Source organism: Sulfuriflexus sp. (assembly GCF_032250955.1).
In the GTDB taxonomy this organism is placed as follows: Bacteria; Pseudomonadota; Gammaproteobacteria; order AKS1; family AKS1; genus Sulfuriflexus.
Genome location: NZ_JAVVES010000019.1, coordinates 17,750 through 44,006, shown reverse-complemented (window position 1 = coordinate 44,006; position 26,257 = coordinate 17,750). Strand labels below are relative to the sequence as shown.

At 54.8% G+C, this 26,257-nt stretch carries 28 protein-coding genes and 2 tRNA genes; 15 read left to right on the top strand and 15 right to left on the bottom strand.

What is annotated here, in order from left to right; all coding sequences use genetic code 11:
• Nucleotides 1-345 precede the first annotated feature (345 nt).
• Entirely contained in the window at nucleotides 346-927 is a 582-nt protein-coding gene (locus tag RQ738_RS05325; RefSeq protein ID WP_314162656.1) for an NUDIX hydrolase, read from the bottom strand.
• 83 nt (nucleotides 928-1,010) lie between these two features.
• Here RQ738_RS05325 and RQ738_RS05320 point away from each other — a divergent pair, with 83 nt between their 5' ends.
• Nucleotides 1,011-1,964, top strand: coding sequence for a phosphoribulokinase (locus RQ738_RS05320; protein ID WP_314162654.1), 954 nt, complete (start codon nucleotides 1,011-1,013; stop codon nucleotides 1,962-1,964).
• Here RQ738_RS05320 and RQ738_RS05315 read toward each other — a convergent pair.
• Nucleotides 1,957-2,634 carry an FKBP-type peptidyl-prolyl cis-trans isomerase gene (locus RQ738_RS05315; protein WP_314162653.1) on the bottom strand — a complete coding sequence of 226 codons (678 nt, stop codon included), beginning with the start codon at nucleotides 2,632-2,634 and terminating at the stop codon, nucleotides 1,957-1,959. The two genes, RQ738_RS05320 and RQ738_RS05315, sit on opposite strands and share 8 nt — an antisense overlap.
• A 109-nt stretch (nucleotides 2,635-2,743) precedes the next feature.
• On the opposite strand from RQ738_RS05315, the gene hemW reads away from it, so the two are divergent.
• From hemW to sthA, 3 genes are read left to right on the top strand one after another with little or no spacing between them, the layout of a single operon-like run.
• The gene (hemW, locus tag RQ738_RS05310; protein ID WP_314162651.1) at nucleotides 2,744-3,934 is read left to right on the top strand and encodes a radical SAM family heme chaperone HemW; all 1,191 of its coding nucleotides are present in this window, start codon (nucleotides 2,744-2,746) and stop codon (nucleotides 3,932-3,934) included.
• Nucleotides 3,931-4,116, top strand: a complete 186-nt coding sequence (locus RQ738_RS05305; RefSeq protein WP_314162650.1) for a CPXCG motif-containing cysteine-rich protein — start codon at nucleotides 3,931-3,933, stop codon at nucleotides 4,114-4,116. Before hemW ends, RQ738_RS05305 begins: the two co-directional genes overlap by 4 nt.
• Nucleotides 4,117-4,152: 36 nt before the next feature.
• On the top strand, nucleotides 4,153-5,538 hold the full coding sequence (gene sthA / locus RQ738_RS05300) for a Si-specific NAD(P)(+) transhydrogenase (RefSeq protein WP_314162647.1): 1,386 nt from the start codon (nucleotides 4,153-4,155) through the stop codon (nucleotides 5,536-5,538).
• A gap of 138 nt (nucleotides 5,539-5,676) precedes the next feature.
• Here the strand turns inward: sthA and RQ738_RS05295 are convergent, their stop codons facing one another.
• Together RQ738_RS05295 and RQ738_RS05290 are read right to left on the bottom strand one after the other, a co-directional pair.
• Nucleotides 5,677-6,300 carry a hypothetical protein gene (locus RQ738_RS05295; protein WP_314162646.1) on the bottom strand — a complete coding sequence of 208 codons (624 nt, stop codon included), beginning with the start codon at nucleotides 6,298-6,300 and terminating at the stop codon, nucleotides 5,677-5,679.
• Nucleotides 6,301-6,446: 146 nt separating this feature from the next.
• Nucleotides 6,447-7,181 (bottom strand): hypothetical protein, encoded by a 735-nt coding sequence (locus RQ738_RS05290; RefSeq protein ID WP_314162645.1) that lies wholly within the window; start codon nucleotides 7,179-7,181, stop codon nucleotides 6,447-6,449.
• Nucleotides 7,182-7,381: 200 nt separating this feature from the next.
• Here RQ738_RS05290 and RQ738_RS13725 point away from each other — a divergent pair, with 200 nt between their 5' ends.
• Nucleotides 7,382-7,663 carry a tyrosine-type recombinase/integrase gene (locus RQ738_RS13725; RefSeq protein WP_409929527.1) on the top strand — a complete coding sequence of 94 codons (282 nt, stop codon included), beginning with the start codon at nucleotides 7,382-7,384 and terminating at the stop codon, nucleotides 7,661-7,663.
• A gap of 75 nt (nucleotides 7,664-7,738) precedes the next feature.
• Here RQ738_RS13725 and RQ738_RS05285 read toward each other — a convergent pair whose 3' ends face one another.
• The 4 genes from RQ738_RS05285 to thiS all read right to left on the bottom strand — a co-directional run bounded on the left by RQ738_RS05285 (nucleotide 7,739) and on the right by thiS (nucleotide 10,848).
• Entirely contained in the window at nucleotides 7,739-8,212 is a 474-nt protein-coding gene (locus RQ738_RS05285; protein WP_314162644.1) for a nuclear transport factor 2 family protein, read from the bottom strand.
• Between the two features lie 704 nt (nucleotides 8,213-8,916).
• Nucleotides 8,917-9,618 (bottom strand): tRNA (guanosine(46)-N7)-methyltransferase TrmB, encoded by a 702-nt coding sequence (trmB, locus tag RQ738_RS05280; protein WP_314162643.1) that lies wholly within the window; start codon nucleotides 9,616-9,618, stop codon nucleotides 8,917-8,919.
• A gap of 134 nt (nucleotides 9,619-9,752) precedes the next feature.
• Nucleotides 9,753-10,559, bottom strand: a complete 807-nt coding sequence (locus RQ738_RS05275; RefSeq protein WP_314162642.1) for a thiazole synthase — start codon at nucleotides 10,557-10,559, stop codon at nucleotides 9,753-9,755.
• 88 nt (nucleotides 10,560-10,647) lie between these two features.
• Complete coding sequence (gene thiS / locus RQ738_RS05270) at nucleotides 10,648-10,848, bottom strand: sulfur carrier protein ThiS (RefSeq protein WP_314162641.1); 201 nt, start codon at nucleotides 10,846-10,848, stop codon at nucleotides 10,648-10,650.
• An 89-nt stretch (nucleotides 10,849-10,937) separates the two neighbouring features.
• Here thiS and RQ738_RS05265 point away from each other — a divergent pair, with 89 nt between their 5' ends.
• From RQ738_RS05265 to RQ738_RS05240, 6 genes are all read left to right on the top strand, one after another.
• Complete coding sequence (locus tag RQ738_RS05265) at nucleotides 10,938-12,752, top strand: AMP-dependent synthetase/ligase (RefSeq protein WP_314162640.1); 1,815 nt, start codon at nucleotides 10,938-10,940, stop codon at nucleotides 12,750-12,752.
• A 111-nt stretch (nucleotides 12,753-12,863) separates the two neighbouring features.
• Nucleotides 12,864-12,937, top strand: a tRNA-Gly gene (locus RQ738_RS05260).
• 85 nt (nucleotides 12,938-13,022) lie between these two features.
• The gene (locus RQ738_RS05255; RefSeq protein WP_314162639.1) at nucleotides 13,023-15,134 is read left to right on the top strand and encodes an AsmA family protein; all 2,112 of its coding nucleotides are present in this window, start codon (nucleotides 13,023-13,025) and stop codon (nucleotides 15,132-15,134) included.
• Between the two features lie 11 nt (nucleotides 15,135-15,145).
• The gene (locus tag RQ738_RS05250; RefSeq protein ID WP_314162638.1) at nucleotides 15,146-15,697 is read left to right on the top strand and encodes a hypothetical protein; all 552 of its coding nucleotides are present in this window, start codon (nucleotides 15,146-15,148) and stop codon (nucleotides 15,695-15,697) included.
• Between the two features lie 3 nt (nucleotides 15,698-15,700).
• Nucleotides 15,701-16,780, top strand: a complete 1,080-nt coding sequence (mutY, locus tag RQ738_RS05245; RefSeq protein WP_314162637.1) for an A/G-specific adenine glycosylase — start codon at nucleotides 15,701-15,703, stop codon at nucleotides 16,778-16,780.
• Nucleotides 16,777-17,049 (top strand): oxidative damage protection protein, encoded by a 273-nt coding sequence (locus RQ738_RS05240; protein WP_314162636.1) that lies wholly within the window; start codon nucleotides 16,777-16,779, stop codon nucleotides 17,047-17,049. The genes mutY and RQ738_RS05240 overlap by 4 nt, the downstream gene beginning before the upstream one ends.
• A 63-nt stretch (nucleotides 17,050-17,112) precedes the next feature.
• Here the strand turns inward: RQ738_RS05240 and amrS are convergent, their stop codons facing one another.
• Entirely contained in the window at nucleotides 17,113-18,186 is a 1,074-nt protein-coding gene (gene amrS, locus RQ738_RS05235; RefSeq protein ID WP_314162635.1) for an AmmeMemoRadiSam system radical SAM enzyme, read from the bottom strand.
• A gap of 158 nt (nucleotides 18,187-18,344) precedes the next feature.
• Here amrS and RQ738_RS05230 point away from each other — a divergent pair.
• Nucleotides 18,345-18,420 (top strand) — tRNA-Phe (locus RQ738_RS05230).
• Nucleotides 18,421-18,651: 231 nt separating this feature from the next.
• Nucleotides 18,652-18,843, top strand: a complete 192-nt coding sequence (locus RQ738_RS05225; RefSeq protein ID WP_314162633.1) for a hypothetical protein — start codon at nucleotides 18,652-18,654, stop codon at nucleotides 18,841-18,843.
• 6 nt (nucleotides 18,844-18,849) lie between these two features.
• On the opposite strand, the gene cysQ is transcribed toward RQ738_RS05225, so the two are convergent.
• Genes cysQ through RQ738_RS05210 form a run of 3 tightly spaced genes read right to left on the bottom strand, consistent with a single transcriptional unit; the run spans nucleotide 18,850 to nucleotide 20,990 of the window.
• The gene (gene cysQ / locus RQ738_RS05220; protein ID WP_314162631.1) at nucleotides 18,850-19,653 is read right to left on the bottom strand and encodes a 3'(2'),5'-bisphosphate nucleotidase CysQ; all 804 of its coding nucleotides are present in this window, start codon (nucleotides 19,651-19,653) and stop codon (nucleotides 18,850-18,852) included.
• Nucleotides 19,653-20,204 (bottom strand): ADP compounds hydrolase NudE, encoded by a 552-nt coding sequence (gene nudE / locus RQ738_RS05215; protein ID WP_314162630.1) that lies wholly within the window; start codon nucleotides 20,202-20,204, stop codon nucleotides 19,653-19,655. Before nudE ends, cysQ begins: the two co-directional genes overlap by 1 nt.
• Nucleotides 20,205-20,243: 39 nt before the next feature.
• Entirely contained in the window at nucleotides 20,244-20,990 is a 747-nt protein-coding gene (locus RQ738_RS05210; protein ID WP_314162629.1) for an alpha/beta hydrolase, read from the bottom strand.
• A 159-nt stretch (nucleotides 20,991-21,149) separates the two neighbouring features.
• Here RQ738_RS05210 and yrfG point away from each other — a divergent pair, with 159 nt between their 5' ends.
• Together yrfG and RQ738_RS05200 are read left to right on the top strand one after the other, a co-directional pair.
• The gene (gene yrfG / locus RQ738_RS05205) at nucleotides 21,150-21,812 is read left to right on the top strand and encodes a GMP/IMP nucleotidase (protein WP_314162628.1); all 663 of its coding nucleotides are present in this window, start codon (nucleotides 21,150-21,152) and stop codon (nucleotides 21,810-21,812) included.
• 44 nt (nucleotides 21,813-21,856) lie between these two features.
• The gene (locus tag RQ738_RS05200; protein ID WP_314162626.1) at nucleotides 21,857-23,566 is read left to right on the top strand and encodes an ATP-binding protein; all 1,710 of its coding nucleotides are present in this window, start codon (nucleotides 21,857-21,859) and stop codon (nucleotides 23,564-23,566) included.
• Between the two features lie 47 nt (nucleotides 23,567-23,613).
• Here the strand turns inward: RQ738_RS05200 and RQ738_RS05195 are convergent, their stop codons facing one another.
• Genes RQ738_RS05195 through gspK form a run of 3 tightly spaced genes read right to left on the bottom strand, consistent with a single transcriptional unit; the run spans nucleotide 23,614 to nucleotide 26,254 of the window.
• A complete protein-coding gene (locus RQ738_RS05195) occupies nucleotides 23,614-24,093 on the bottom strand; it encodes a type II secretion system protein M (protein WP_314162625.1) in 480 nt (159 codons plus the stop codon).
• The gene (gene gspL / locus RQ738_RS05190) at nucleotides 24,090-25,304 is read right to left on the bottom strand and encodes a type II secretion system protein GspL (RefSeq protein WP_314162624.1); all 1,215 of its coding nucleotides are present in this window, start codon (nucleotides 25,302-25,304) and stop codon (nucleotides 24,090-24,092) included. The genes RQ738_RS05195 and gspL overlap by 4 nt, the downstream gene beginning before the upstream one ends.
• Before the next feature lie 2 nt (nucleotides 25,305-25,306).
• Nucleotides 25,307-26,254, bottom strand: a complete 948-nt coding sequence (gspK, locus tag RQ738_RS05185) for a type II secretion system minor pseudopilin GspK (protein ID WP_314162622.1) — start codon at nucleotides 26,252-26,254, stop codon at nucleotides 25,307-25,309.
• Nucleotides 26,255-26,257 lie beyond the last annotated feature (3 nt).

Genomic DNA, 26,257 nt, shown 5'->3' with positions numbered 1-26,257 from the left:
AGGTCGGATACACATTCATCACACACCCTGATACGCTGATAGCTAAACAGCCTATCGAGAGAGATACAAGGTCGGATCAGCGAAGCGTGATCCGACGTGCCCATGTTAAAGCCCGCGTCGGATTACGTCGTTATCACTCCTAATCCGACAGGTACCTGACCCGATCTATAAAACCAGAAAAACTACACCGTAGGCCGGATCAGCAAAGCGTGACAGTAGAGCCCGGAACAGCCCTGAGCCAGAATCCATGCCTTCTAAAACCGGATGACGGCTGAAACATGCCGTAATGACGAAAGGCGGTAACCCCGAAAGGGTTCTGTGAACGCCGCGGCGTCCACGAAACGATCAGCCCGCCGCGTTCAGCATATTCACTTCAAAACGCGGCGAGTCACCCGGCAACCGGATCATGTCACCGCTATGAAAACCGAACTGGCCGGCCCGGCGATCGGCGAAATACAGCTTCAGGCTTTCGGTAATGACCGGGAAGGCTATCTCGTCCCAGGGGACCTGTTCTTCTTCGAGCAGTTTGACCTCAAGGCTTTCTATGCCGGCGGCAAAGACCGGTTCATGCAGACGGGCACGGTATAAAAGATAAATCTGGTTAATGTGTGGCAGATTAAACAGCGTAAACAGATCCATGATCTCGACCTCGGCACCTGCCTCCTCCAGGGTCTCACGCAATGCCCCCGCCGCTGCGGTCTCGCCGTTTTCCATAAACCCGGCCGGCAACGTCCAGTATCCCAGCCGTGGCGCGATCGCGCGCTTGCAGAACAGCAGTTGTTGCCCGTATTCGGGGATACAGCCGACGACAACCTTGGGGTTCTGGTAATGAATTTCACCACACTGGTCACAGATATGCCGCGGCAGATGGTCGCCTTCGGGAATGGACAGACTCACCCCGGCCCCACATTGACTACAGTAATTCATATCGCTTATCCGTTATCCTGTTAAATCCTACTTTACTACAGTGGCGCATTGTCATTAAATGAAGCCTCCCACAGGAGGGAACCATGTCCGAGGCGCACCCGATTATCGCTATCACCGGTTCCTCCGGTGCCGGTACTACCACGGTACGGGAGGCATTCACCGATATCTTTCGTCGCGAGGGGCTGTGTGCCGCTTTTGTCGATGGTGACAGCTTCCTGCGTTATGAACGGGCCGATATGCACCGGGCCATCGAGACCGCGAACCGCGAGGGCAGACCGATTAGTCACTTCGGTCCCGAGGTTAACCGTTTCGACCTGCTCGAGACCTGCTTCCGGCAGTACGCGGAAACCGGCCAGGCCGAGGTCCGCGATTATATCCGCGAAGACCGTGCCGTCGAGTTCGGCTGTGAACCGGGGAGTTTCGACGCACCACGGATGCTCCCTGAAAACAGTGAGTTACTCGTATACGAGGGGCTGCACGGTGGCGTCGTCGCCAACAGCTGGACTCGTCGACACATGTCGGCCTCGCACAACCCTGTCGTTATCGAGCGTCGCCAGCTTAACAAGCAAAACGGCATTGATGTCGCGCAATACGTGGACTTTCTCATCGGCGTGGTGCCGGTCGTCAATCTCGAGTGGATCCAGAAGATCCACCGCGACATGCAAACTAAGGGCATCCCGGCCGAGGAGACCACGACCACGATTCTCCGCCGCCTGCAGGATTACATCCACTTTATGACCCCGCAATTCTCCCTCACCGATATCAATATCCAGCGTGTACCGCTGGTAGATACCTCGAATCCGTTTATCAGTCGTGACGTGCCAAGCCCGTCCGAGAGCATGCTGGTGTGCCGCTTTCGCGAACCAAAACAGTACGATTTTCCCAACATGCTGAAACAATTTGCGGGGGCATTTATGTCACGATCGAATACGCTGGTGATCCCGGGCGGGAAACTGCGCATGGCACTGGAAGTGATCTGCACACCGCGGATCATGGAGCTGATCCGCACGGCGCGCGATCAATCAAAGACTACTTGACCTTGAGCAACTGGACGTCGAAGACAAGCGTCTCGTTCGGGCCGATTGCATTGCCGGCACCTTTTTCACCGTAGGCCAGGTTCGATGGAATGTAGATTTCCCAACGGGCGCCTTCCTTCATCAGCTGCAGGGCTTCGGTCCAGCCACTGACGACCTTGTCGACGGCAAAACTGACGCTCTCGCCACGCTCGATGGAGCTGTCAAAGACCTTGCCATTGGTAAACCGACCCTCGTAATGCACTTCCACTTCATCCTTGGCGCCGGGTGACTTGCCCGTGCCAGCCTTGACGACCTTGTACTGCAAACCACTGTCGAGGGTCTTGACACCCTCCTTGCCCTTGTTTTCAGCGAGGAAGGCGTCGCCGGCCTTCTGGTTGGCCTCGGCCATCTTTTTGCGCTGTTCGAGGGCCACTTCCTGAACGCGGGTTACTACGGCCTGCATCTCTTCGGCCGTCAATAACGGTTTGGCACCAGAGAAGACATCATGCACCGCGCGCGAGGTCGCCTCGGCATCCAGCGACATACCCTGGCGGGCCAGGTTTTGTGCAATCTGGAAACCCAGCGTGTAGCTGAGCTTTTTCCCGTCATCGTCCAGTTTCAGTTCTTCGGCCTGTACCTGCGCCGCCGCCAGGCCCATTGTGCAGGCCAGTACTATCAATGTTCGTTTCATTATCACTCCTCGTGATGCGTCATAATCTGCCTGCATACTAACACTGATTGCCGGTCAATTTCCTGCCAGACAGCTCGGTATTGCGGCATAAGACAGGTAGAATAGGCGAATGTTTCATTTCACTGCCCTGCCCCCGCTCTCACTCTATATCCATGTGCCATGGTGTGTGCGCAAGTGTCCCTATTGCGATTTTAATTCTCACGCTATGAACGGTGACATACCGGAGACTGCCTATATCGACTGCCTGCTCGCCGACCTGGAACAGGACTTGCCGTCGATCTGGGGACGGGTTGTCAGCAGCATTTTCATCGGTGGCGGCACGCCGAGCCTGCTTTCGGCCGAGGCCGTAGACCGACTCCTGTCCGGGTTACGCATGCGCCTGTCCATCGACGCCTATGCCGAGATCACACTGGAGGCAAACCCCGGCACACTGGAGAGCGGCAAGTTTCATGAATTTCGGGCCACCGGTATCAACCGCCTGTCCATCGGTTGCCAGAGCTTTGACGATGCGCAGTTGCAGACACTCGGTCGCATCCATGACCGGCGCGAGGCTATTCGTGCCGCCGAGGCCGCGCACGCGGCCGGTTTTGAGAATTTCAATCTCGACCTGATGTTTGGCCTCCCCGGGCAAGACGCTTTACAGGCACTGAGTGATATCGACACCGCCATCGCCCTTGAGCCGACGCATATCTCCTACTACCAGCTGACCCTCGAACCGAATACCCTGTTTCACCATAACCCGCCCACCCTGCCGCAGGATGATGCCATCTGGGAAATGCAGACCGCTTCCCAGGCGCGGCTCGCCGCCAAAGGTTTCGGCCAGTACGAGATTTCAGCCTATGCCCGGCCCGGCAAGGAAAGCCGGCATAACCTGAACTATTGGTCCTTTGGTGATTACCTGGGCATCGGGGCCGGGGCGCACGCGAAGATCTCGGCCGCCGATACGCAAAGCATCACGCGTACCTGGAAACAGAAACACCCGGCCACTTACATGCAGACAGTGGCGAATGGCCAACACATTGGCGCCCGTGACCGGCTCTCGGTAGAGGATACCGGCTTTGAATTCATGCTCAATGCCCTGCGCCTGAAAGACGGCTTTGCTACCAGCCTGTTCAATGCCCATACCGGCCTGCCGATTACTGTCATTAGTCAGGCCCTTGCCACGGCCGAACAACGCGGCCTGCTCGAACACACGGTAAAACGCATCAAGCCGACAGAAATGGGGTTTCGCTTCTATAATGACCTGGTAGAGCTCTTTCTGCCTGAAGAGAACACGGCGAAAAAGGAGAGTGCATCATGATCGAGGCAATCCATATCAGCTGCCCGTATTGCGGTGAAGTCTTTGAAACCAGCGCCGACTGCTCGGCCGGCAATCAGGAATATATCGAGGATTGCCAGGTCTGCTGTCAGCCCATCAATATTACGCTGCATGTTGCCGGCACAAGCCTGGTTGATGTTGAGGCAAAGCGTGATGACGAATGACCGCTATACTGGCTCGGCGAAAGCAGAGGGGTGTTTATGCAGCATTATGATTTCATTGTCATTGGCAGTGGCCCGGCCGGCCAACGCGCCGCCATTCAGGCCGCCAAACTCGGTAAGCGCGTAGCGATCATCGACCGCAGCGGCATGCTCGGCGGCGGCTCCGTGCATACCGGCACCATCCCCAGCAAGACCCTGCGCGAGGCGGCTCTGTACCTGAGTGGCTGGGACCAGCGCGGGCTGTACGGACGCAACTACCGCCTCAAGGCGAACCTGGGTATCGACGACCTCATGCAGCGTCTGCATATCACCCTGCAACACGAGACCGACGTCGTTCACAACCAGCTCGTGCGTAACGGCGTCCAGATTATCGACGGCACGGCCTGCTTTGTGGATGCGCACACGCTTACCGTTGAGGATGAAGAGGGCGGCAGCGAGACGTATTACAGCGATTATTTCCTGATCGCCGTCGGCAGCCGGCCGGTTCGTCCCGAAGGCATTCCCTTTGATAACAAACACGTCGTCGACAGTGACGGCGTGCTGGAGGTCACCGACATGCCCTCCAGCCTGGTCGTCGTCGGCGCCGGTGTGATCGGTGTCGAGTACGCCTCGATGTTCAGCACCCTCGACGTCAAGGTCACCCTGCTCGACGGACGTGACTCCATGCTCGGCTTCCTTGATAGCGAGATCGTGGATGAATTGATCCATTCGCTCCGCGAGCGCGGTGTCTCCATACGCCTGGGTGAAAATGTCGAGCGTATCGAGCCCGGGCGTTGTGGTGTTGTCGTGCAAACCAAAAGCGGCAAGCGGATTGATGCCGAGCTGGTGCTCTTCGCCGCCGGGCGCATCGGCTCAACCTGGGCGCTGAAGCCTGAAAATGCCGGCATTGAAACCGACCAGCGCCGGCTTATCGCTGTCAATGAACACTTCCAGACCAGCGTCGCGCATATCTATGCCGCCGGTGACGTGATTGGCTTTCCCAGCCTCGCCTCGACCTCCATGGAACAAGGGCGACTGGTGGCAATACATGCCTTTGGCAAGCACAAGCTGACCATGCCGACCTCCTTTCCCTTCGGTATTTATGCCGTCCCCGAAATCAGCATGGTTGGCAGCACCGAAAAAGAACTGCGCGACAAGGGCATCGGTTACGAAATCGGTATTGCCCGTTTACGCGAGACGGCGCGGGGGCAAATACTGGGCATTGAAGAAGGCCTGTTGAAGATTCTCTTCAGCCTTGAGGATCAGCGCGTACTCGGCGTGCATATTATTGGTGAAGGTGCGACCGAACTCATTCACATTGGCCAGGCCGCCATGGTGCTCGGCGGCACGCTGGACTATTTCCTGAACAACGTCTTTAACTACCCCACCCTGGCCGAGGCCTACAAAACCGCCGCGCTGGATGCGTGGAATAAATTAAATTGTTGATGTCGGCTTGTCAGCGAAAGCAGCCGTTTGGTAAATACATCCCTCAGGTTTGGGTCCACCAAAAGCAGTCGTTCAATAACGTTCCGCGTGAGGTACCGAAGGGAGCGTAGCGTCCCTGAGGTCCTGTGGAGCCGATTGTTAGGGCTTTTTGAATTCAGGAAAATATTCATAATGCTCTGAGTGACTAACATTATAGTTACTCATACCTTCTTTGGTTAAGCAGCCTTTTGGGGCAATATAACTGTGTATGGTTTTTTCTTTGCTTGTTTCATGCCATGTGATATTAAAAGCTGCCAAGGAGGGAAAGAAGTAAAGCCCACAATGTGGCAAATGATCATGAATCCACCAAGCGAGATCTTGCCATGATTTGCCGTTTTCATACTGGTCTGCGAACCAGGGAATAACAACACTTACGGTTGCACCTATCGTGCCCGTTGAATCTTGATAGTCGAAGATATGTGACGCGTAATTGGCCTCATTAGAGGCACAATTTAATTTATTTTCGTTCCCAAATTGGTTTACTGATGGTGAGCGATAACCAGAAAATATTGAAATTCTCCCGAAGGTGCTATTCAGTGGTTCAAGTAGTTCCTGGCATAAACTGGAGCATGCTTTTATTGCCACATCAGGGTAATCGGGAATATTCGGTATACCGTGAAAATTTGATATCTCACTGTACATAAAATCGCGCATGTAAAAGGACTTCGATAAACGAGCCCTTCCAAGCGTTTCCAACGATTTAACTGATTGTGGTTTTCTCATTTTGTAGCCCTAACGCCAAGGTAATCGGCGGCTGGTGCGGAGCGGCGTTTGCGCAATCATGGCGAAGCCATGCGCAAAAAGCCGTAGAGCACCAGACGTCCGAGTGAGCACAGCGAACGGCTTGACCGCCTTGTTAGGCTTGGTACTCACGCTATCCACCCTGTTTCCTTCCCTCGTTGAACACCGGCCAAGTATTCCTGGAACGTATCCGGAAGCCCGACAACTTCATCCGTTTCGGGATCCACTTTCACGGAGAATGCGTTCATAACCACGTACTCCACTCCTTCAGGGACCTGTTGCTTTTGCGACTCAACCTCATGTTTTTGTTCGGCCTCCACATCTTTCTTATTTTTACTTAGAGAATCTTCGATCTCTTTTATGCGTGCGTATACGAGCCCACCGAACTCTAGTGCATCCTCCGTTGTTGCGATCTTTCCCCTGTGCACAACGCTGTTTCGCGTTGTGGCAATCTTTGCGTTCAGATTGAGGGGCTTGCCATGCTCAAGCAACCGCAGAAAGTGGAATGCACCGAACTGGCGCTCAGACTGTGCCGCGACTTCTTTCCATGACTTATCGATTTCTCCTGGGGCGATACCGCGCGATCTCAAAACAACACGGATATAGAACTCGTAACACCTCTCAAGTGCCGTGCTAAATGTGGAAATCGCTTCATTCGCATAGCCAGCCAGTAGCGCGCTAGTTGCCGATTCCAGAAGCACTTCGTAACGCCTCGAATCATAGACAACGATGCTCTTATGCCCCTTATCACAGGCGACATGGACGTACCCAACGTCGTCCAGTTCGCCATCGAAGATTCGAAACTGGTACTTCTTCGGATCGGCCACATTGGCACAGGTTGCACAAGGTACTTTGACGCGCATGTCTTAAAAGCCTAACAGTTGACTATACGGACCCGTCGGTCCGTATAGTTAATATCATAAAACGCTAATATTTTTATATAGATGTTTGTTTTCATTAAAACTTATCCCTTCTCTCTCTATAGTACATCATGTAAATCGTGACAGCCTATTGCACAATGCAATACATGCAATAATGTCTGCTTTTCGATGGAGGTACACTTATGGGGTCACTGCACCATGCCACACATTTACTTCAAAACGGTACTGATATACGTCGGAGTCAAACATTACTCGGACACACCAATATCCAAACCACGATGATTTACACACATATTATTAAGGCAGAGCAAAATACCACGAGTCCTTTAGATAAATTGTGGCTGCTAATGGGGCGGATATTCGCCCCATTTTCTTTAGGATTGAATGACTGCTTTCGGTCTACTTTCGAGCGTACCATTAACCAGCCAGATGGCTGCTTTGTGTATTTACCAGCCGTTCGCTGAGAGTTAATAAACAACTGTGACAGGTGTTATATAGACGAGACATTATGAGACCCCGGTTTTATACCCCCGTGTGGCTCACAACCCAAGTTCAGACAAGCTCGGATGGTCGTCAGGGCGGCGACCGAGCGGCCAGTGATATTTTCGTTCTGAGTCTTTGATTGGCAAGTCATTGATGCTCGCTATGCGGCGCTTCATGAGACCAGCTTCGGTAAATTCCCAATTCTCATTGCCATATGATCGAAACCAATGCCCCGCGCTATCGTGCCACTCATACGCAAACCGGACCGCAATCCTGTTACCGGATGTAACCCATAATTCTTTGATCAGTCGGTAGTCCAATTCTTTATCCCATTTTCGCTGCAGGAATGCGACTATTTCCTGTCTGCCGGACACAAATTCGCTTCTGTTTCGCCACTGGCTGTCACTGGTATATGCGAGCGAAATTCTTTCGGGATCTCTCGAGTTCCAGGCATCTTCTGCCAGGCGAACCTTCTTAACCGCAGCTTCTTGATCGAAAGGCGGAAGTGGAGGCTTGGATTCATCAGTCATTTTATGATCCTCTCAGTAGTGGCTTTAGGGATGAATTCCGGGGACAGTTTACCTAATTAATGTCCGCTTTGGGTCCAAAGTGAGCAATGAACACAATGCCGTTTCTGGTGCCGTATAACATAATGAGTATTTACTTATATTTATGTGTTTGTTTTTATTAAATAGCACTTTATGGAAAAGTTGCTCTCATAGCAAATCGGGACCCCGTATTGCAGAATACAAAAGAACCTGGAGTGGTGAATGACTGCTTTGGGTCTACTTTCCCCCTATCATTATGAAGCCAGATGGCGGCTTCCAGTGTTTACCAGCCGTTCTCTAAGAATTAATAAACGACTGTGACAGGTGTTATATAGACGAGATCACTGCTGTCCTGTTAATTCCCTCTCCCTCTGGGATAACCAGCGCCTTGGCTGTCGTAGTTGGACAGCTTAGGCGAATGGCTAGTTGTTCTATCAGAGGGTTAGGGTGAGGGGGTTTAGATTCGATAACACATTGTTTTATTTATTCCCTCATCCTGGCCTTCTCCCTGTGGGAGAAGGGATAACGCCGATTAAAGGGTGATGAGATTTCATGTATTCATGCGCATCTATTAACCTGGCTACCTTATTTATCCGAAACTTACCTATTGTCAGACTTATATTAACGGGATAGCAGTGAGACGAGATATTATGAGTTTGAGGAGGAAATGCTTGATGGATAAATATTCAAGCGTCTATTTTTTCGAAGACAAGATCCCACACGCCATGGCCTAGCCGATGGCCGCGCTGTTCAAACTTGGTTAGCGGCCGTGAGTCGGGGCGCTCGATATAATCATCCGTTGCTGATGTGTTCCTGAAACCTTCGGCCGCATTCATCACCTTGAGCATATGCTCGGCATAATCCTGCCAGTCGGTCGCCATGTGGAAATGGCCGCCGGGCTTGAGTTTTTTTCGTAATAACCGGGCGAACTCCGGCTGTACGATGCGACGCTTGTGGTGCTTCTTCTTGTGCCAGGGATCGGGGAAAAACAACTGCACCAGGTCAAGACTGGCATCAGGAATTTGTTGCTTGAGAATATCCACCGCATCGTCGGTCATCACACGGATATTCGTGACACCCTCACGCTCTATATTATGTAGCAGGTTACCGGCACCGGGGCGATGTACTTCTATACCGATGTAATCCTTGTCCGGATTGTCCTGCGCCATCTTTAACAAGGAGGCGCCGTTGCCAAAACCTATTTCCAGTATGCGCGGCGCACTGCGACCGAATATCGCATCGAGGTCCAGCTGTTTTTCATCATGGTCAATACCGAACCGCGGCCAGAGTTCATCCAGTGCGCGCTGCTGGCCCGGCGTCAGGCGACCTTCGCGACGCACGAAACTGCGGATACGGCGGAGAAACGGTTTTTTTTCTAATTCGGCCATTTAAAAGTCAAAAAACATAAAAGCCCAACGCAGAGGCGGAAAGTCGCAAAGATCGCGGAGTAGAAAAAATCATTAGATATTATTAATTATTTCTTTGCGTTCCCTGCGCCACTGCGTCTCTGCGTTGGGCTGTTCTAATCGATAGTGCCTTCAATCGGAGAGGAGGCACTGGCAAAGCGCTTGCGCGGGATACGCCCGGCGAGGAAGGCTTCGCGGCCGGCCTCGATGGCCTTTTTCATGGCCGAGGCCATGAGGACCGGGTTGCGCGCACCGGCGATCGCGGTGTTCATGAGCACACCGTCACAGCCCAGTTCCATTGCCACGGCGGCATCCGAAGCGGTACCGACACCGGCATCGACGAGGATCGGCACATTGGCATTCTCGACAATGGTAAGGATATTGTTCGGGTTCTGAATGCCCAGCCCGGAGCCGATCGGCGCGGCCAGCGGCATGACGGCAACACAGCCCATCTCCTCGAGGCGCCTGGCGATGATCGGGTCATCGTTTGTGTAGACCATGACCTGAAAACCATCCTTCACCAGCACCTCGGCCGCCTCGAGGGTCTGTACGATATCCGGAAACAGGGTCTTTTCGTCCCCCAGCACTTCCAGTTTTACAAGGGAATGGCCATCCAGCAGTTCGCGCGCCAGGCGACAGGTACGCACGGCATCTTCGGCGCTGTAGCAACCGGCCGTATTCGGCAACAGGGTGTATTTGTCGGTGGGGATAGCGTCCAGCAGGTTCGGCTCATCGGGGTTCTGGCCGATATTGCTCCGCCGGATGGCCACGGTGACGATCTGCGCCCCACTGGCCTCGGTGGCCAGACGGGTCTCGTCGAGATCCTTGTATTTGCCGGTTCCGACCAGTAGTCGCGACTGGTACTCGACGCCGGCGATGACGAGGGGTTTATCGATACTTGCAGTGTGTAGGGCCTGGCTCATGAATATTTCCCGGAATAATACAAAAACAGGCCGGAATTATAACAGCTATGACGACCTGCGCAGCCATCATCCCGCGCGGGCATATGGCCTAGCCGCCGCCGATGGCATGCACGATCTCAACCCGGTCACCGGCGTTGAGCTGGAAAGAGGGATATTCACTGCGTGGCACGATTTCCAGGTTGACCTCCATGGCGATACGCTTGCCGGACAGCTGCAGCTGTTCGACCAGTCCGGCGGCGGTACAAGCCTCCGGAATATCGTGATTTTCGCCATTGAGCTGAATTTTCATCGCGCAAGCCTACCGGTTCCGGCCCGGGATGGTCAATGCAAAATCGTACCCGTGCCTATACAATACCGGTGAATATAAAGGGACATTGTATGACTACCACCGGCACAGACCTCATCAAGGCAGACGAGGCGGGCACCCTGGACGGACTCTTTCTTGCCCGGCTTCACCACAGCCCGGACGCTATCGCTTATCGCCAATTCGACAAATCCCGTGCACAGTGGCGGGAGTTAAGCTGGCGCGAGCTCGCCGAGCAAGTCTCCTGCTGGCAGCAGGCCCTGCGCAATGAGGGTCTGCAAAGCGGTGACCGTGTTGCCCTGCTCATGCGCAACAGTAGCGAGTGGGTCATTGCCGACCAGGCCGCCTTCGGCCTCGGGCTCGTTATTGTGCCGCTTTACTGCGATGACCGAGCCGACAACATTGCCTACATTATCGGCGACGCCGGTGTTCGCTTACTGATTGCCGACGCCTGTATCTGGCATCGCATCGCTGCCGCGGGTGCCGGGCTTGATTCGCTGCAGCGTGTCATCACCGTCTTCAGCAATACTGACAAAGATGATGACAACCGCGTGCTTGCAGCCGAACAGTGGCTGGAAAAGACCGCCCCGGAACCGCTGCAGAAACGTGAGGCAAACGGTCATGAGCTTGCCACTATCGTCTACACCTCGGGAACGACCGGCCGCCCCAAGGGCGTCATGCTCAGCCATCGGAATATCCTCTCGGTTACCGAGTCTGCGCTCGCCACTTACACGCTGTATCCCGAGGATGTCTTCCTCTCGTTTCTGCCCCTGTCACATACCTTCGAGCGGACTGCTGGCTATTACCTGCCCATGATGGCCGGTGCCAGCGTGGCCTTTGCCCGTTCGATTACCCAGCTTGCCGATGACCTGTTGCAAATAAGGCCAACCGCCATGATCGCCGTGCCACGCATCTTTGAACGCCTGTACAAGCGTATCCTGCAGCAAGTGAAACATCGGCCGCTGCCGGCCCGCCTGCTGTTCCGGCTGACGATCCGTACCGGTTGGTGGCGCTTCGAGTCTCGCCAGGGGCGCGGCGGTCTCCTGACCGGCCTGCTGGCGAGGCTGATCAACCCGTCACTCGACAAACTCATCGCCCGTAAGATTCGTGCCCGCCTGGGCGGTCGCTTGCGTCTGTGCGTCAGTGGCGGCGCGGCACTCCCTTACCGGGTGGCCCAAAGCATGATCGGTCTCGGTCTGAATATTGCCCAGGGCTACGGCCTGACCGAAACGAGCCCGGTTATCAGTGGCAACCCGCTCGATGATAACGACCCGGCCAGTGTCGGCGTCGCACTGCGCGACGTGAATATCAAGATCGACGCCAATCATGAATTGCTGGTCAAGACCCACGGCATGATGCTCGGCTACTGGCATAACCCCGAGGCGACCGCCGCGATAATCGATGCCGATGGCTGGCTACATACCGGCGACCTGGCACGCATCGAAAATAATCACATCTATATAATCGGTCGCATGAAAGATATCCTGGTGCTGTCCAATGGTGAAAAAGTACCACCGGCCGACATGGAGGCCAGCATCTGCCTCGACAGCTTGTGTGAACAGGCCATGGTTCTCGGCGAGGGCGAAGCATTTCTCAGCGCCGTTATCGTGCTCAATAAGGAAGAGTGGACGAAAGTCGCGCCACAACTCGGTATCGAAGACCCCTTCGGGGAAAAGACCCTCACCGCGAAAAAAGTACGCCAGCATGTGCTCGATCGCCTGCGCAAACAGCTGAAGGGTTTCCCCGTCTACGCCAAGGTCCGTCGTCTCATTTTGACCTTTGAACCGTGGACGGTCGACAATGGGCTGCTAACCCCCACTCTCAAGATAAAACGCAATAAAATCCAGGAACGCTATGCCCGGGAGATAAACAGCATATATACTTCATAGGTGCTCCAATGCGGCGGCCTGCAGGCAAGCCGCTCCCATTCAGACCGGCTTACTGCGAATCCCTGCTCACCGGCAGGAAAAAGAACGGGTCTGTAAAGCATCAAAAATATTGCGGGTGTAGTTCAATGGTAGAACGGCAGCTTCCCAAGCTGCATACGGGAGTTCGATTCTCCTCACCCGCTCCATTCTTGTGTCAGATTCTCTATACTATGATAAGTCCGTTTCGCCAGCACCGGCATTGACCTGCCGCCAACTACGGGATACAGCATCATGGGAAAACTACTTAAAATCGTCTTCGCTATCATTGGTGGCCTGATCGGTCTGTTAATCGTTGCCATCATCGTTATTCCGCTGCTGGTGGAGCCCAATGACTTTCGTGATGAGATCACCCAGGTGGTGACCGAGAAGACCGGGCGCTCCATGAAGATCGAAGGCGATCTGAGCCTGAGTGTATTCCCCTGGCTGGGCATCAATACCGGTGCCGTGGAACTGGGTAACGCCCCGGGGTTTGGCGACCAGGCCTTTGCCAAAATCGAGGCCGCCCAGATCCGGGTGCGCCTGCTGCCATTACTGAGAAAAGAACTCGAAATGGATACGCTGGTCCTGAGTGGCCTGGAACTGAATCTGCAACGCAACAAACAGGGCCGGGATAACTGGTCTGACCTGGCCGGCGACAAAAAGCCCGCAGGGAAAGACAAGCCTGGCGCTACGCCACAACTGGCAGCGCTGGCCATCGGCGGCATCGAACTGGATAACGCCAGCATACAATTTCAGGATGCGGCCAATGCGAAATCCTTCCGCCTGACCGCACTCGACCTGAACAGCGGCACGCTGGAGCCCGGTCAGCCTGTCGACATCTCACTCGATGGCAAATTGCAGAGCAGTGATCCCGCTATCAATACGAGCATCAAGCTCCGCACCACGCTCGCCGCAGACCTTGGCAAACAATCCCTGTCCCTGAGCAAGCTCACGCTCCAACTTGGGGAACTGGCACTTAGCGGTAATGTTACGCTCGGTAACCTGCTCGGCAGCGACCCGAGCGTCAACGGCAAGATAGCCCTGGCCAGCTTCAACCCACGCAAGGTCCTGCCACAATTCGGCGTCAGCCTCCCGGCCACGGCCGACAGCAAGGCGCTGCAGCGCATGAGTCTGGACAGCCTGCTTACCGGGACCCTGAAGCGGTTGCAACTCAACGACCTGCAACTGGTTGTGGATGATACCCTGCTCAACGGCGAGCTCGGCCTGCACAACGGGCAGCGCCTGCGACTCCTCCCCAACCTCAGCCTGGATCGAATCGATCTGGATCGCTATTTAACCCCGGCCGCGAACAGCCCGACAAGTGGCCTGCGCCTGATCAACACGGCCCATGCAGCAGCCGCGAGCGACTTGATCCCGACCGACCTGTTACGCAGTGTCGATATCAAGGGGAGCATTCAGGCCGGCGCCGTCACTGTCAGCCGGCTGCTCGCGGAAAATGTCCAGCTTGGCATCGCATTGGAACGTGGCCGTCTGCAGCTTAGTCCGATCACCGCCGCGCTGTACGGTGGCCAGTACAAGGGCAACATCATTGTCGACGCCAGCAGTAACTACGGCAGTCAGCCACTCCTGTCCATCGATGAGTCACTTAACGGCGTCCAGATCGGCCCGGTTACACAGGCCATGTATGACACTGATCTGCTGGTTGGCGAAAGCGATGTCAGGGCCAAACTCACCGCCCGCGGACAAGACATCCTGGCCCTGAAGAAAACCCTGAACGGCGAGATCAGCCTGCAGGTGAACAAGGGGGCCCTGAAAGGCATTGATGTCAGCCAAATCATCAGGGAGACCTACGCCCTCTACAAAGGCCAGCCCAAACCGGCTGCGACGGGCGAAGAAAAAACCGAGTTCAACAGGTTAAGCATCAGTATGCAGGCACAGAACGGTATCTTGCGAAGCCAGGACCTGGTGATTGAGTCGCCACTGCCGCTCGTTCGCGGTGAGGGCATGATTGATATTGTTAGCAACCGTATTGATTACACCTTGAAGACCAATATCGACAAGACCCTGGCCACGCAGCTTGATCTGAAGGAAGAATATGTCGGCATTCCCTTACAGGTTAACCTCACGGGCGACCTGTTAGACCCGTCCTATCAAATCGATTGGCAGCGCGCGATCGGTCGCCTCATTGAAAAGACGCAAAAAAAGAAACTCGAGGAGAAGTTGCTCGACTCCCTGTTTGGTAAAGACAAAAAGGCCAGTGAACCGGCACCCTCGACGCAACCTCAGCCTGCGCCCGAAACACAGCCTGCACCGGCGAAGACGCCGGAAGAACTGCGCAGTGAGCGCAAGCAGCGCGAGAGGGAAGAGAAGAAGGAATTACTCAAGGGTATTCTCGGTCTCTGAAAAAACAACGCATGCTTAAATATTTAATAGTTTCAGGACTTGCCCTGGTCTGTGTATCGGGGCACGCTGGCGAAATCGTGACGGCAACCGTCAGCCATCATGAAAAACGTTACTTCATAGAAGTCGAGGCCTTGCTTGATGCTGATAGCCGGCTTGTGAAACGTGCATTGACGGACTACAACCACCTGAAATCGGTTAACGATATTATTCAGGAAAGCTATGTCATGTACTCCCTCGACGATGTCAGTCACCGCGTCTATGTTAAAACCAGAACCTGTATTACTTTTTTTTGTAAAACGATAATCCAGGTACAGGATGTCGAAGAGCTGGCGGGCAATGTTATTGTCGCCCAGGTAGTGCCGGAAAAAAGTGATTTTGAATATGCCCATGCGCGCTGGAAAATCAGTGCCGAAGACAAGCAGACACGTATTCATTTCAGCACCGACCTGAAGCCCGCCTTCTGGGTGCCGCCTTTGATCGGCCCACCACTGCTCGAGCGCAAGTTACGGCAAGAAGTCCTGCGTACCATCGATGGCCTGGAACGGCTCGCAAACAGTAATTAGCACATGCCTGAAGACGAATTTTCCTCGCGCCTGCTCGAATGGCACCAACGGCATGGCCGTCATGACCTGCCCTGGCAACAGGAGATTAATCCCTACCGGGTCTGGGTTTCCGAGATCATGTTGCAACAGACCCAGGTTGCCACTGTCATCCCCTACTACGAGCGCTTTATGCAGCAGTTCCCGGACCTGCTGACGCTCGCCAACGCCAAACTGGATACGGTTTTGCATTTATGGACCGGGCTTGGCTACTATGCCCGCGCCCGCAATCTGCATCGGGCAGCCCGGCTCGTGCGTGACAAGTATGCCGGCCACTTTCCGCAGACCCTTGAACAGGTCATGGCCCTGCCCGGTATCGGCCGCTCTACGGCCGCCGCCATTCTTACCATCAGCCAGCACCAGCATCACGCCATCCTCGACGGTAACGTCAAACGCGTCCTGTCACGCTTTTATGCCGTCGCCGGCTGGCCGGGCCACAAGCAGGTTGAAACCCGCTTGTGGCAATATGCCGAGGCACTGACCCCGGCCACGCACACGGCCCAATATACGCAGGCAATCATGGATCTCGGTGCGACACTGTGCACGCGCGGCAAGCCCCGCTGCCCGGATTGCCCGGTGGCCGATGCGTGCCAGGCCCACCTGACAAATTCTGTCGCCATGTATCCAGGCAAGAAACCGAAAAAGACCTTGCCGGTACGCGCGACCCTCATGCTGTTACTGAGCAATGAGCATGACGAGGTATTCCTGCAACAGCGCCCACCGACGGGCTTGTGGGGCGGTCTGTGGAGCCTGCCGGAGGCCGACTGCGCACTGCGCAAGGCCAGCCTGAAAAAGTGGTGCTGTGCGCAATTACAGTTCGCCCTGCACGACATGCAAATCTGGCCCGGCCTGCGTCACAGCTTTAGCCACTTTCATCTCGACATCACGCCCGTGCATATACGCGGTGAGTTCAGGGACAGGGCGATAATGGATTCCGCGGACACGCTCTGGTATAACACACGCCAACCGGAGGCGCTGGGTCTTGCCACGCCGGTGAAGAATTTACTCGCTATCTTTCAGAAAAACCTTACAGGAGACAGGACATGAGCCGTACCGTCCAATGTGTAAAACTCGGTAAAGAAGCAGAAGGTCTCGACAAGCCGCCTTATCCTGGTGAACTAGGCCAGCGTATCTATGAAAATGTCAGCAAGGAAGCCTGGCAGCAGTGGATGGGACAGCAAACCATTCTTATCAATGAATACCGCATCAGTGTTGTCGATCCCAAGGGCCGCGCCTTTCTTGAAGAACAGATGGAAAAGTTTTTCTTTGGTGAGGGCTCAGATACGCCCGAGGCCTTTGTACCACCCACCGAATAATGTGCTGGCAGGCCTGCCAGCAGCGTCTTGCCCGGCGAGAAAAACCTGAACCCTGCGCGGTTATTATTCGACCTGTTCATATTTTTTCAGCACAACCCCTTCGTCGCCGCAGCAACTGGCCGCGCATTTCTTGACCGCGTGAATCGCGCTGAGGTCGTCCGCCGCCAGGTATTCGGCCACCGGCATGTTTGACTCGGCACAATCACAGCCCTTGTCGTCATAGACATAAACGTTCTTTAACCCGACCTCGCGTGCCGCATCATGAGCGGCCCACATGATCGCCGAGGGGGTGGCGGGTACATCCGCCAGTTTATACGCCGGGAAAAATTTCGTGATATGCCAGGGGCTGTCTGCACCAAGGTGTTTATAAATCCACTCGGCGATCTGTTTTAGCTCTGCAATATCATCGTTCTTGCCAGGGATGATATTCGTGCGCGTTTCAACATGGATCCCCAGCTGCTGGGCCTTGTGGATGGAATCGAGCACCTGGCTGACCTTCGCAGTCGGGCAGATGTCATGATAGAAGGCATCGCTCAGACTCTTGATATCAGAACACAACACGTCGACATGCGGGGCCATCAGTGCCAGCGCCTCGTCAGTGACAAAGCTGTTTGAGACATACACCGTATACAGGCCGGCGGCATGCGCCAGTCTCGAGACATCCAGCACATACTCGAGCCACACGGCTGGCTCGGAATAGGTAAAGGCAATGCCCTGCACGCCATGGCGCAGCGCCACTGCCACCATCTCCTCGGCTGGCACCCAGGCGGCGGTTGACTCGCCACGGGCCAGGTCATCCAGTGCCGACACGCCCCACGAGATTTCCAGGTTATGGCAACCCCCGCAACGGAAATTGCAGCCGTAGCTGCCGATCGACATAACGCGGGTGCCGGGGCGGTAGTGCTTGACGGGCTTTTCCTCGATCGGGCCGGTATCAATGGCCGAGAGGATGCCGTAAGAAAGGTTGTACAGCGTGCCATGCCGATTCACGTGCGCCTGGCAAAAACCGCGCTGACCATGCTTGAGCTTGCAGCGCCACAGGCACAGGTTACAGCGGGTCGTGCCATCCGACAGTTTTTCCTGCAAACGGGTTTCAATCAGCTGGTAACCAGCTGGCGTTGTCGAATCTTTGCGCATTCCAATGACCTTTTTCAGTGTGCAGAACACGGTATTGCATGCTGTTTCCGCGCGCAAGCCACATATCCCGTCGGTTTCTGTGTGAAGTCACTTGACTCTACCTGCCCCAACCGTTTTAATAGCGCGCTCCTGTGACTCGGGAAAGACACAAAAAATTTGGCCGGGTAGCTCAGTCGGTAGAGCAGGGGATTGAAAATCCCCGTGTCGGCGGTTCGATTCCGTCCCCGGCCACCATTTTTTTCCTGCTAGCCACTGTAATCCGACTTAAAAACCGTCCCCAGACCCACCCGCTTGATGGCAACCCGCCAGACCCTCCTGTTCGCGACTATCGCCGTTTATCCCCTCCACGGGCGTCGACCGGCTGAACTGTACAAATATAAAGCATCGCCGATATATTCTCTTTGGAATAAAAACCCTGAATTTGGCATAATTCCCTGTCCCCCATCACGGCAATCCCAGGCAGATATGGATTCAAACAAGGTCAATCAATGCGTCGAGGCATTATGCAAGAACGGCTGTGAGGCAGTGCGCGCAACGATCAGCAGTATGGAGATGGGGGTCAGGCTCGAACAAACTCGCGATCTGGATCAAGAGGAAGCGGCCAGGGTATTGCGCGAGCTCAGGGCAATCATGGCCGTCTACGACGAGCGCCCGTAAACCTGCCTAGTCTTCGAGATATTCCGACCAATCCCGGTCAGGATCACCAAATACGAAAAAATGCGGATTCAGCAACGAATCCTTCGTGTTATAGCGCAGGGTCTGCATGTTCGTATCGGTGAGGCGGCCACCGGCCTCTTCGACGATGCACTGCGCCGCGGCGGTATCCCACTCAGAGGTCGGACCGAGACGCGGGTAAATATCGGCGTTCCCCTCGGCGACCATGCAGGACTTCAGGGAGCTGCCGACACTGATAACCTCATAATCTTCCAGACGCTCGAGATAGGCGTTCAGCGAGTCGCCACGATGCGATCGACTGCCGGCAACCAGCACCGGTGAGGCACACGGCCGGCGAGTCTGAATCGGACTCGCCGGCTTGCCATTTTCCTTGCGAAAGGCGCCTGCCCCCCGACGCGCGTAATAACTCATCCTGATCACCGGTGCATAGACGACCCCAAGAACCGGCTCGCCATTCTCGATCAGTGCGATGTTGACCGTGAATTCACCATTGCGCTTGATAAACTCGCGCGTGCCGTCCAGCGGGTCTACCAGCCAGTAGCGGGACCATTGCTGTCGTTCCTGGAAAGGTATCTTGGCGGACTCTTCCGAGAGAATCGGGATATCCGGCGTAAGTTGCTGCAGACCGGCATCAATAATATGGTGCGCCGCCATATCCGCCTCGGTCAGCGGGGTCATGTCATCTTTGTGTTCGATGGCGTAGTCGGTTTCATAGATACGCAGGATCTCATGCCCGGCCTTGACGGCGAGCGCCATAACATCCTCGAGTAACTTGTCATCCGGCCAGGACATCAGGCTCTCCTGGTCGCCAGGCGATCGCGAACCATATACAGGGCCGCTATCGTCCTTGCCTCGCTACAGGCTTCATCCTGTAATAGTCCATCGAGGTGGCGCAAAGACCATGGCACAACTTCCATTTCCTCGGGCTCATCACCCGCACAGCGGTGTGGATAGAGATCCTGTGCCAGGACGACCTGGGTGGTCGAGCCAAGATAGCCCGGCGCCAGCGTTAACGCCGTAAGGTGCTCGAGTGAACGAGCGGCGTAACCCACCTCTTCCATGATTTCTCGATTCGCGGCCTCAAGCGGTGATTCGCCCTTTTCGATGAGCCCTTTCGGCAGGGTAAGTTCGTAGCGTTCCACGCCTACGGCGTACTCACGGATCAGGAGCACAGTATCATCATCCAGCATCGGGATAATCAATACTGAACCATTGGGGGAAGCACGTACACGTTCGTACTCGACCTCAATGCCGTTACTGAAGCGTAACTGCACCTGTTCAATATTGAATATCCGGGTCCGGGCGATAGTCTCTGTTTTCAGGATCTGTGGCTTGTCGCGCATGTGCTGCAATGCCCTGCTGGCTGCTGTGTAAAACCGGCGTTATCTCCTGCCGTCTTCGGCGATCTTACCACGGCCCTGTTGTTGTGCGCTGACATTTCCCGGCGCCAGATCATGAAACATGATTTCAGTGCGCAGGCGACCCTCGAACAGGGCTTCGAAATGCACACTCCTGTCGCTGTGCCTGAAATCAAACCCGGCCTGGCTTGCCGGCGTCATGCGGTAAAAACGCAGCCGCTCGCTATCGACCGAGACGTCCAGCGTGACCCGCATCGGGTAATAACCATCAAGAAACCGTCGCATAAAGGGCCCGCTATGCAGACTGTAGGTACCATCACCGTTGTAGACAAAGCTGCGCGTCTCGGCACGGATACATAACAATGCATTCCGCTTGACGCCCTGTAACTGGATCGAGGCGCCTTCGACCCAGGCCATGTCAATGTTGTTAATCCTGTCCACCTTGAGGCCGCGGACGCGGTCCTGGCGAAAGACGATCTGTGCCAATGATATGGGATCGAGATTGCGGTGACACTGCTTCAGACTGATCCAGCCGTCTTCGACACTGTTGTCGCTTATCAGGATACTATTATGGTGGTGATGAACCTGTTTTTTCGGAGATTGTTGCAGAAATACCAGTTCACCCTCGTTAACCTCTTCGGTCAAGCTGTCACTGTCATCAAACAGCCACTCTTCCATCTCCTGCGGGGTCAGTTGCTCGGACAACAGGGGGGGCGAAAAAGCACTAAAAAACAACGCTAACAGGTAAATAATTTCTGGTTTTACAGACATAGTCTTGCTCCCGGGATTGTCCCTGGGAGGCCATGGAGGCCTGTTATCCTGACTATAGTCCAATATGCCGGCCAGAGAAAACCCTGCAGAAAACCTGATCTTCAATATGGCAATCTCTGTTACAGTTATGGCCTGTTTTTTGACCCCGCTATAAATGACATGCTTGACTGGAAAAATATACATACCGTGTTTCTCGACATGGACGGCACCCTGCTGGACCTGCACTTTGATAACCATTTCTGGACAGAACACGTACCGCTGCGCTACGCCGAATATCACGGACTTGAGATCGAGGTATCAAAGCAAACACTGTTTCCACGCATGCGCGCCATAGAAGGCACCATGCAATGGTACTGCGTGGATTACTGGACCCGTGAACTGGGCCTTGATATCGCCGAGCTGAAGCGCGAGGTTGAACACCTGATTGCCGTGCACCCGCATGTCATCGAGTTTCTGGAGGCTGTTCGCGCGGCCGGCAAGCGCACCGTGCTTGTCACGAATGCACATGCCATGAGCCTGGATCTGAAAATGCAGCATACCCGGCTGCGCGGACACTTTGACAACATTATCTGCGCGCATGATTTCGGTATGCCCAAGGAACACCCGGAATTCTGGCAGGCATTACAGGCTTGTGAACACTTCGATCCCGAACACACCTTGCTGGTTGATGACAGCCTGCCGGTATTACGCTCGGCACAAAACTACGGCATGGCACATCTGCTCGCTATCCATAAACCCGACACCCGGGGACCGGCCAGGGACGTCGGCGAGTTTCCTGCAATACACAGCTTTGATGATATTATGCCGGTAACGCAAGCCTAGACCTTTCGACGCAAAAACAAAAATAACCAGGAGGTCATGTCAACATGCCGCTGAAGAGCCTGACCGAGCTTGTTGTACCCGCCCGGGTACGTGATGACCAGGAATACAAATCAGCACTGGTACGCCTTGGTATTGGCATATTTATGTCGATCTACATCGGCGGCGGCACCATCATGGGCTATTTTGATATTGGCACCTATGACTTTTTGATTTTGCTGTTCACCTTCACGCTCTACTCGATCTATGTACTGACCCGCATATTGAAATACCCCGGTAAGATACCGCGGCGCTACATCGTGACCTTTGTAGATATTGTTTTTGTCACCATCTCCAGCCTGCTGGTGGGCAAGTCCGACAGTCCCTTCTATTTACTCTATATTCTTCTTTTCATCAGCCAGGGGGGCCGCTTCGGGCGTTCTTACCTGTATGCCACCGCCGCCTTCAGTATCCTGTCTTACGGGCTCGTTTGTCTGCTCGACCCGCGCTTCTCGACGCACGCGCTGGAGAGCAGCTTCAAGCTGATTGCCTTGATCGTCCTGCCCCTCTATCTGGACGCCATGCTGAAAACCATTCAACGGGCCCGCCAGGCAGCAGATGCCGCGAACGCGTCCAAGAGTCGATTCCTGGCGACAATGAGTCACGAAATTCGGACCCCGATGAGTGCGGCAATCGGCATGATAAACCTGCTCAAGACCACTGCACTGAATAACGACCAGCAGGTTTATATTAATGGCTTGTCGACCTCGGCCAATCGCCTGCATATGCTCATCAATGACCTGCTGGATTTCTCAAAGATCGAGGCAGGTAAACTTTCACTCGAGAAAAGGAACTTCTCTATCGAGGATACCTTGCAGGAAGTGTCGATCGTCCTCAGTCCGCTGGCCCGGCAAAAGAACATCAGATTCAATTACGTCATTGCGCCCGACGTGCCGAAAAACCTGCTTGGCGATTCATACCGTCTCAGCCAGATCCTGCTCAATCTTGCCGGTAATGCGATCAAGTTTACTGAACAGGGTGGGGTCACCATCAGGGCTGGTGTTGATGACACCACGCAACGGTTGCGCATGGAGATCATCGACACGGGCATCGGCATCGATACAGAACAGCTATCGCAGATATTCGAAAGCTTTACCCAGGCTGATTCGTCCACGACACGTCGTTTCGGCGGTACCGGTCTTGGCACCACCATTGCCCGTGAACTGGTGCGCATGATGAATGGCGATATCGGTGTCGACAGTACGCCGGCAAAAGGCAGCACCTTCTGGTTCGAAATTCCGCTACGGTTGACCGGTGCCGGCGCTGTGCCCGAAAAGGTTACAGAGGACGAACCTTATATATCCTCGGCCGAAGATACTGCCGGACGCCATATTCTGCTCGCGGAAGACAGCGAGATTAATGCGTTATTTATCTCAACCACGCTGATAGAGGCCGGGCACAACGTTGAAGTCGTTGAAAACGGCGAGCTGGCACTGGAGCGATTACGCCGCAACCGTTATGACATTGTCTTTATGGATATGCATATGCCGATCATGGACGGCATTACGGCAACGCGTATCTGGCGTGCAGAGGAGGATAGAAATAACAGCGTCCCGATCATAGCCCTGACTGCAAACATTAGTGAAGATGATCGCCTGGCCTGCCTGCAGGCCGGTATGAACGAGTTTCTTTCCAAGCCGGTCAGCACAGAGCGTCTTTTCAGTACCCTGGAAACCTTTACCTTGAAAGCCGTTTCTTCCGTTGCCCTGCCTCGCTAAAAGACACATGTCACCAGGCTCTGGACTAAACCCAGAATGCGTTCGCCTCAGCCATGCTGCAGGATCAATCTGACATTTACCCGGCCCGTTGTAGCATGACGTTCACTAACAAGACTCGACACTTGTATACCATATTCCTGTTCTATCTGACCTAACCAGAGGATTAAATCATCAAAGGCAACCTCTTCAATCCAGACCCGAACACCGCGCTGACGATCTTCCTCAACCCGCTTGAGGGTAGCACCATGCAATAGCGGCTTTGCCGTGCTGTTAATCGTGCCCAGCAGGGAACCGCTGTGCTTTTTAACGTCGGCAGCCTGCCCTGAAAGCTGCCTGATTTCAGCCGCTGCCTGCTGCATCCACGCATAAGTATGACGTTGCGCCTGCAGAGATGTTTGTAATTGAGCGCGCTGGTTACCCAATGGCTCCCACACAAATATATAGACCGATAAAATCAGGAGCACGAGTGCCGCAACAGCTACGCTGCGACGCTCGCGGATGCTCAGGCCCGTAAACCAGTTTTTCATTTGCGTCTCCCGATACGGATACGGCTTTCCAGCCTGTTATCCTTTACTGTCGCAGACTGCACATCGACCTCGATACCCTTAATGGCTATCAGCTGTTGTTTGAGATCATCCAGCTGCTGCAGATCAACCAGCTTCAGATCCAGATCGAGCTTGCCTTGCTTATAACTCAGATTTTGCAAATCAAGCCCCTTCACCTTTGCCAGCGCACCGCCTGCTTCTGCCATCAGGGACAAAAAACCGCCGTCACTCACCGTGCTGCCACGCAGGGCATTCAAACGTTGTTCCATTTGCAAACGGGCATTCACAATGCGTTGTGCAGCAGGGAATGTCTGTTTATATAGATCAGTAATCTTGTCGCGGTATGCCTCGTCCTCGGCACTGAGGCGCGCATATTCGTAAATACTGTTACCTATGGTCAGCGTCAGCCACAACACGAGCATGACCGCGGCCGGTAACCAGCTTCGCGCCCCCTTCAGTAACTGCGAGACATAACTGTATTCACCCTGGCGCAGGTTAATCCCCTGACCTTTTTCATAACCCTCGATCAGGCTCGCCAGGGCACCGCCCGCCTGACAGCCCTCGACACTGACGGGCAAACCAAAGGCCTGTTCAAGCTCTGCGGCATCGGCGTCTTTGTCCGTACAATTGATCACATGCACCCGGTGCACGCCATCAGTTTGCCCGGCCTGGTACCGCGGGGCCAGAATGGAAAGATTTTCGTGGTCACAGGCAAAGCCTGTTTGCTCACCGCTACGCACCACGTATTGCCCGTCCGGCAAGCACAAGGCCGACCAGCCATCCTCCACCTGAGGCAGTGCCAGGGTCTCTGGCATGAGCACCGCCGGCTCGATACCTGCGGCCTGCAGTTCATCCAGCCAGGCCCGCATTTTTGTCCCGGCGACCACTGCCGCAAATACACGACCGTCGCCCTGCTGGCGACCCACGGCCACATGCAGTGACTCAACATCATCGATAAACTGTTCTTCCAGTGCATAGGGAACCGCGCACTGCAGGCGCTGCCGGGACTGCCTTGGCAAGACGGTGGATAGCAGCAAGACATCGCTGCTCGGAACAAACACGATAACCTCGTCAGCGGTGGCCGGGATGTCCGTCAAGGGGCCATGCGCGATCTGACCCGGTAAGGTATCGCCATGCTGACAACAGGCCCAGCTTGCGCCCTGTGCGTGTAAATGTATGAATAATTGCTGCATATCTATAGTTCCACCCGGCTGCGTCGCAATACGCGTATTGTTTCATTCCCGCCGTTCATATCACCGCTTCCCCTGCGCACAAGCGTAGTTAGTGTGGATTGATGCCGGTCAAGTGATACTGTCACCCTGATCGCAAAATAGTCGCTCCTGACGCCCAGCCCGACAGCCTTACGTCCGTCCAGCAAAGGCTCATTGTGAAAGGCATCCACATCTTCATAACCGTTTGTCGGTCTTGCCTGCACAAATGCCTGCGCCTCTGCCAGGCCCATACCCTCGATACTGGCCGCCAGTATCATCGCCGGCGCGGTATTTACATTTATCGCGACCGGCGCGGGCAAGGCGCTTACGTACGGTTCGAGGCGCGCATACTCCGCGCTGCCGATACCCTTCACCAGCAGGAGTTCGCTGCTGCTGGCAAAAGGCGCATTGCCGGTCCGGTGGGCCGGCGGGTCGCGCAGGTATTCATTATCTTCGGCACCGCCGGGAAAGCTGGCATTGATATCGCTATCGATCCAGTCCAGTACCGGGAACACCAGCGCGGTATCCAGTTCCAGCAGCGCCAACAGACGCTGAAAGCGTTCCTGTTCCGCCCTGTTCGGCCGACCTTCCTTGTCTAGCAGATTATTCAGATTAAAGCGCCCCTGCAAATCCTCAACCTGCACCAACAGTTGACCATCTTCTATATCAATAGGCTCCCGCAGTGTCGCCCAGGCCTCCGCCAGGCTGTCCTGTTTGCTTGCCTGCTGGTCGCGCCGCAGTACCTGCATGACCCAGGCCTCTGCCGACTGTGCGTAGAGGCCCGCCTGATCCGCGTTAAAAACATTACTGGCCCGACGAATATCCAGATGTTGTTGTTTCAGCATCGCTGCCGCTGCGGTACTGGCCAGGGCCACAACCAATAAGGCCGTGACCAGTGCGGTGCCGTTCATACGAGAACATGTCGTCCTCATGCC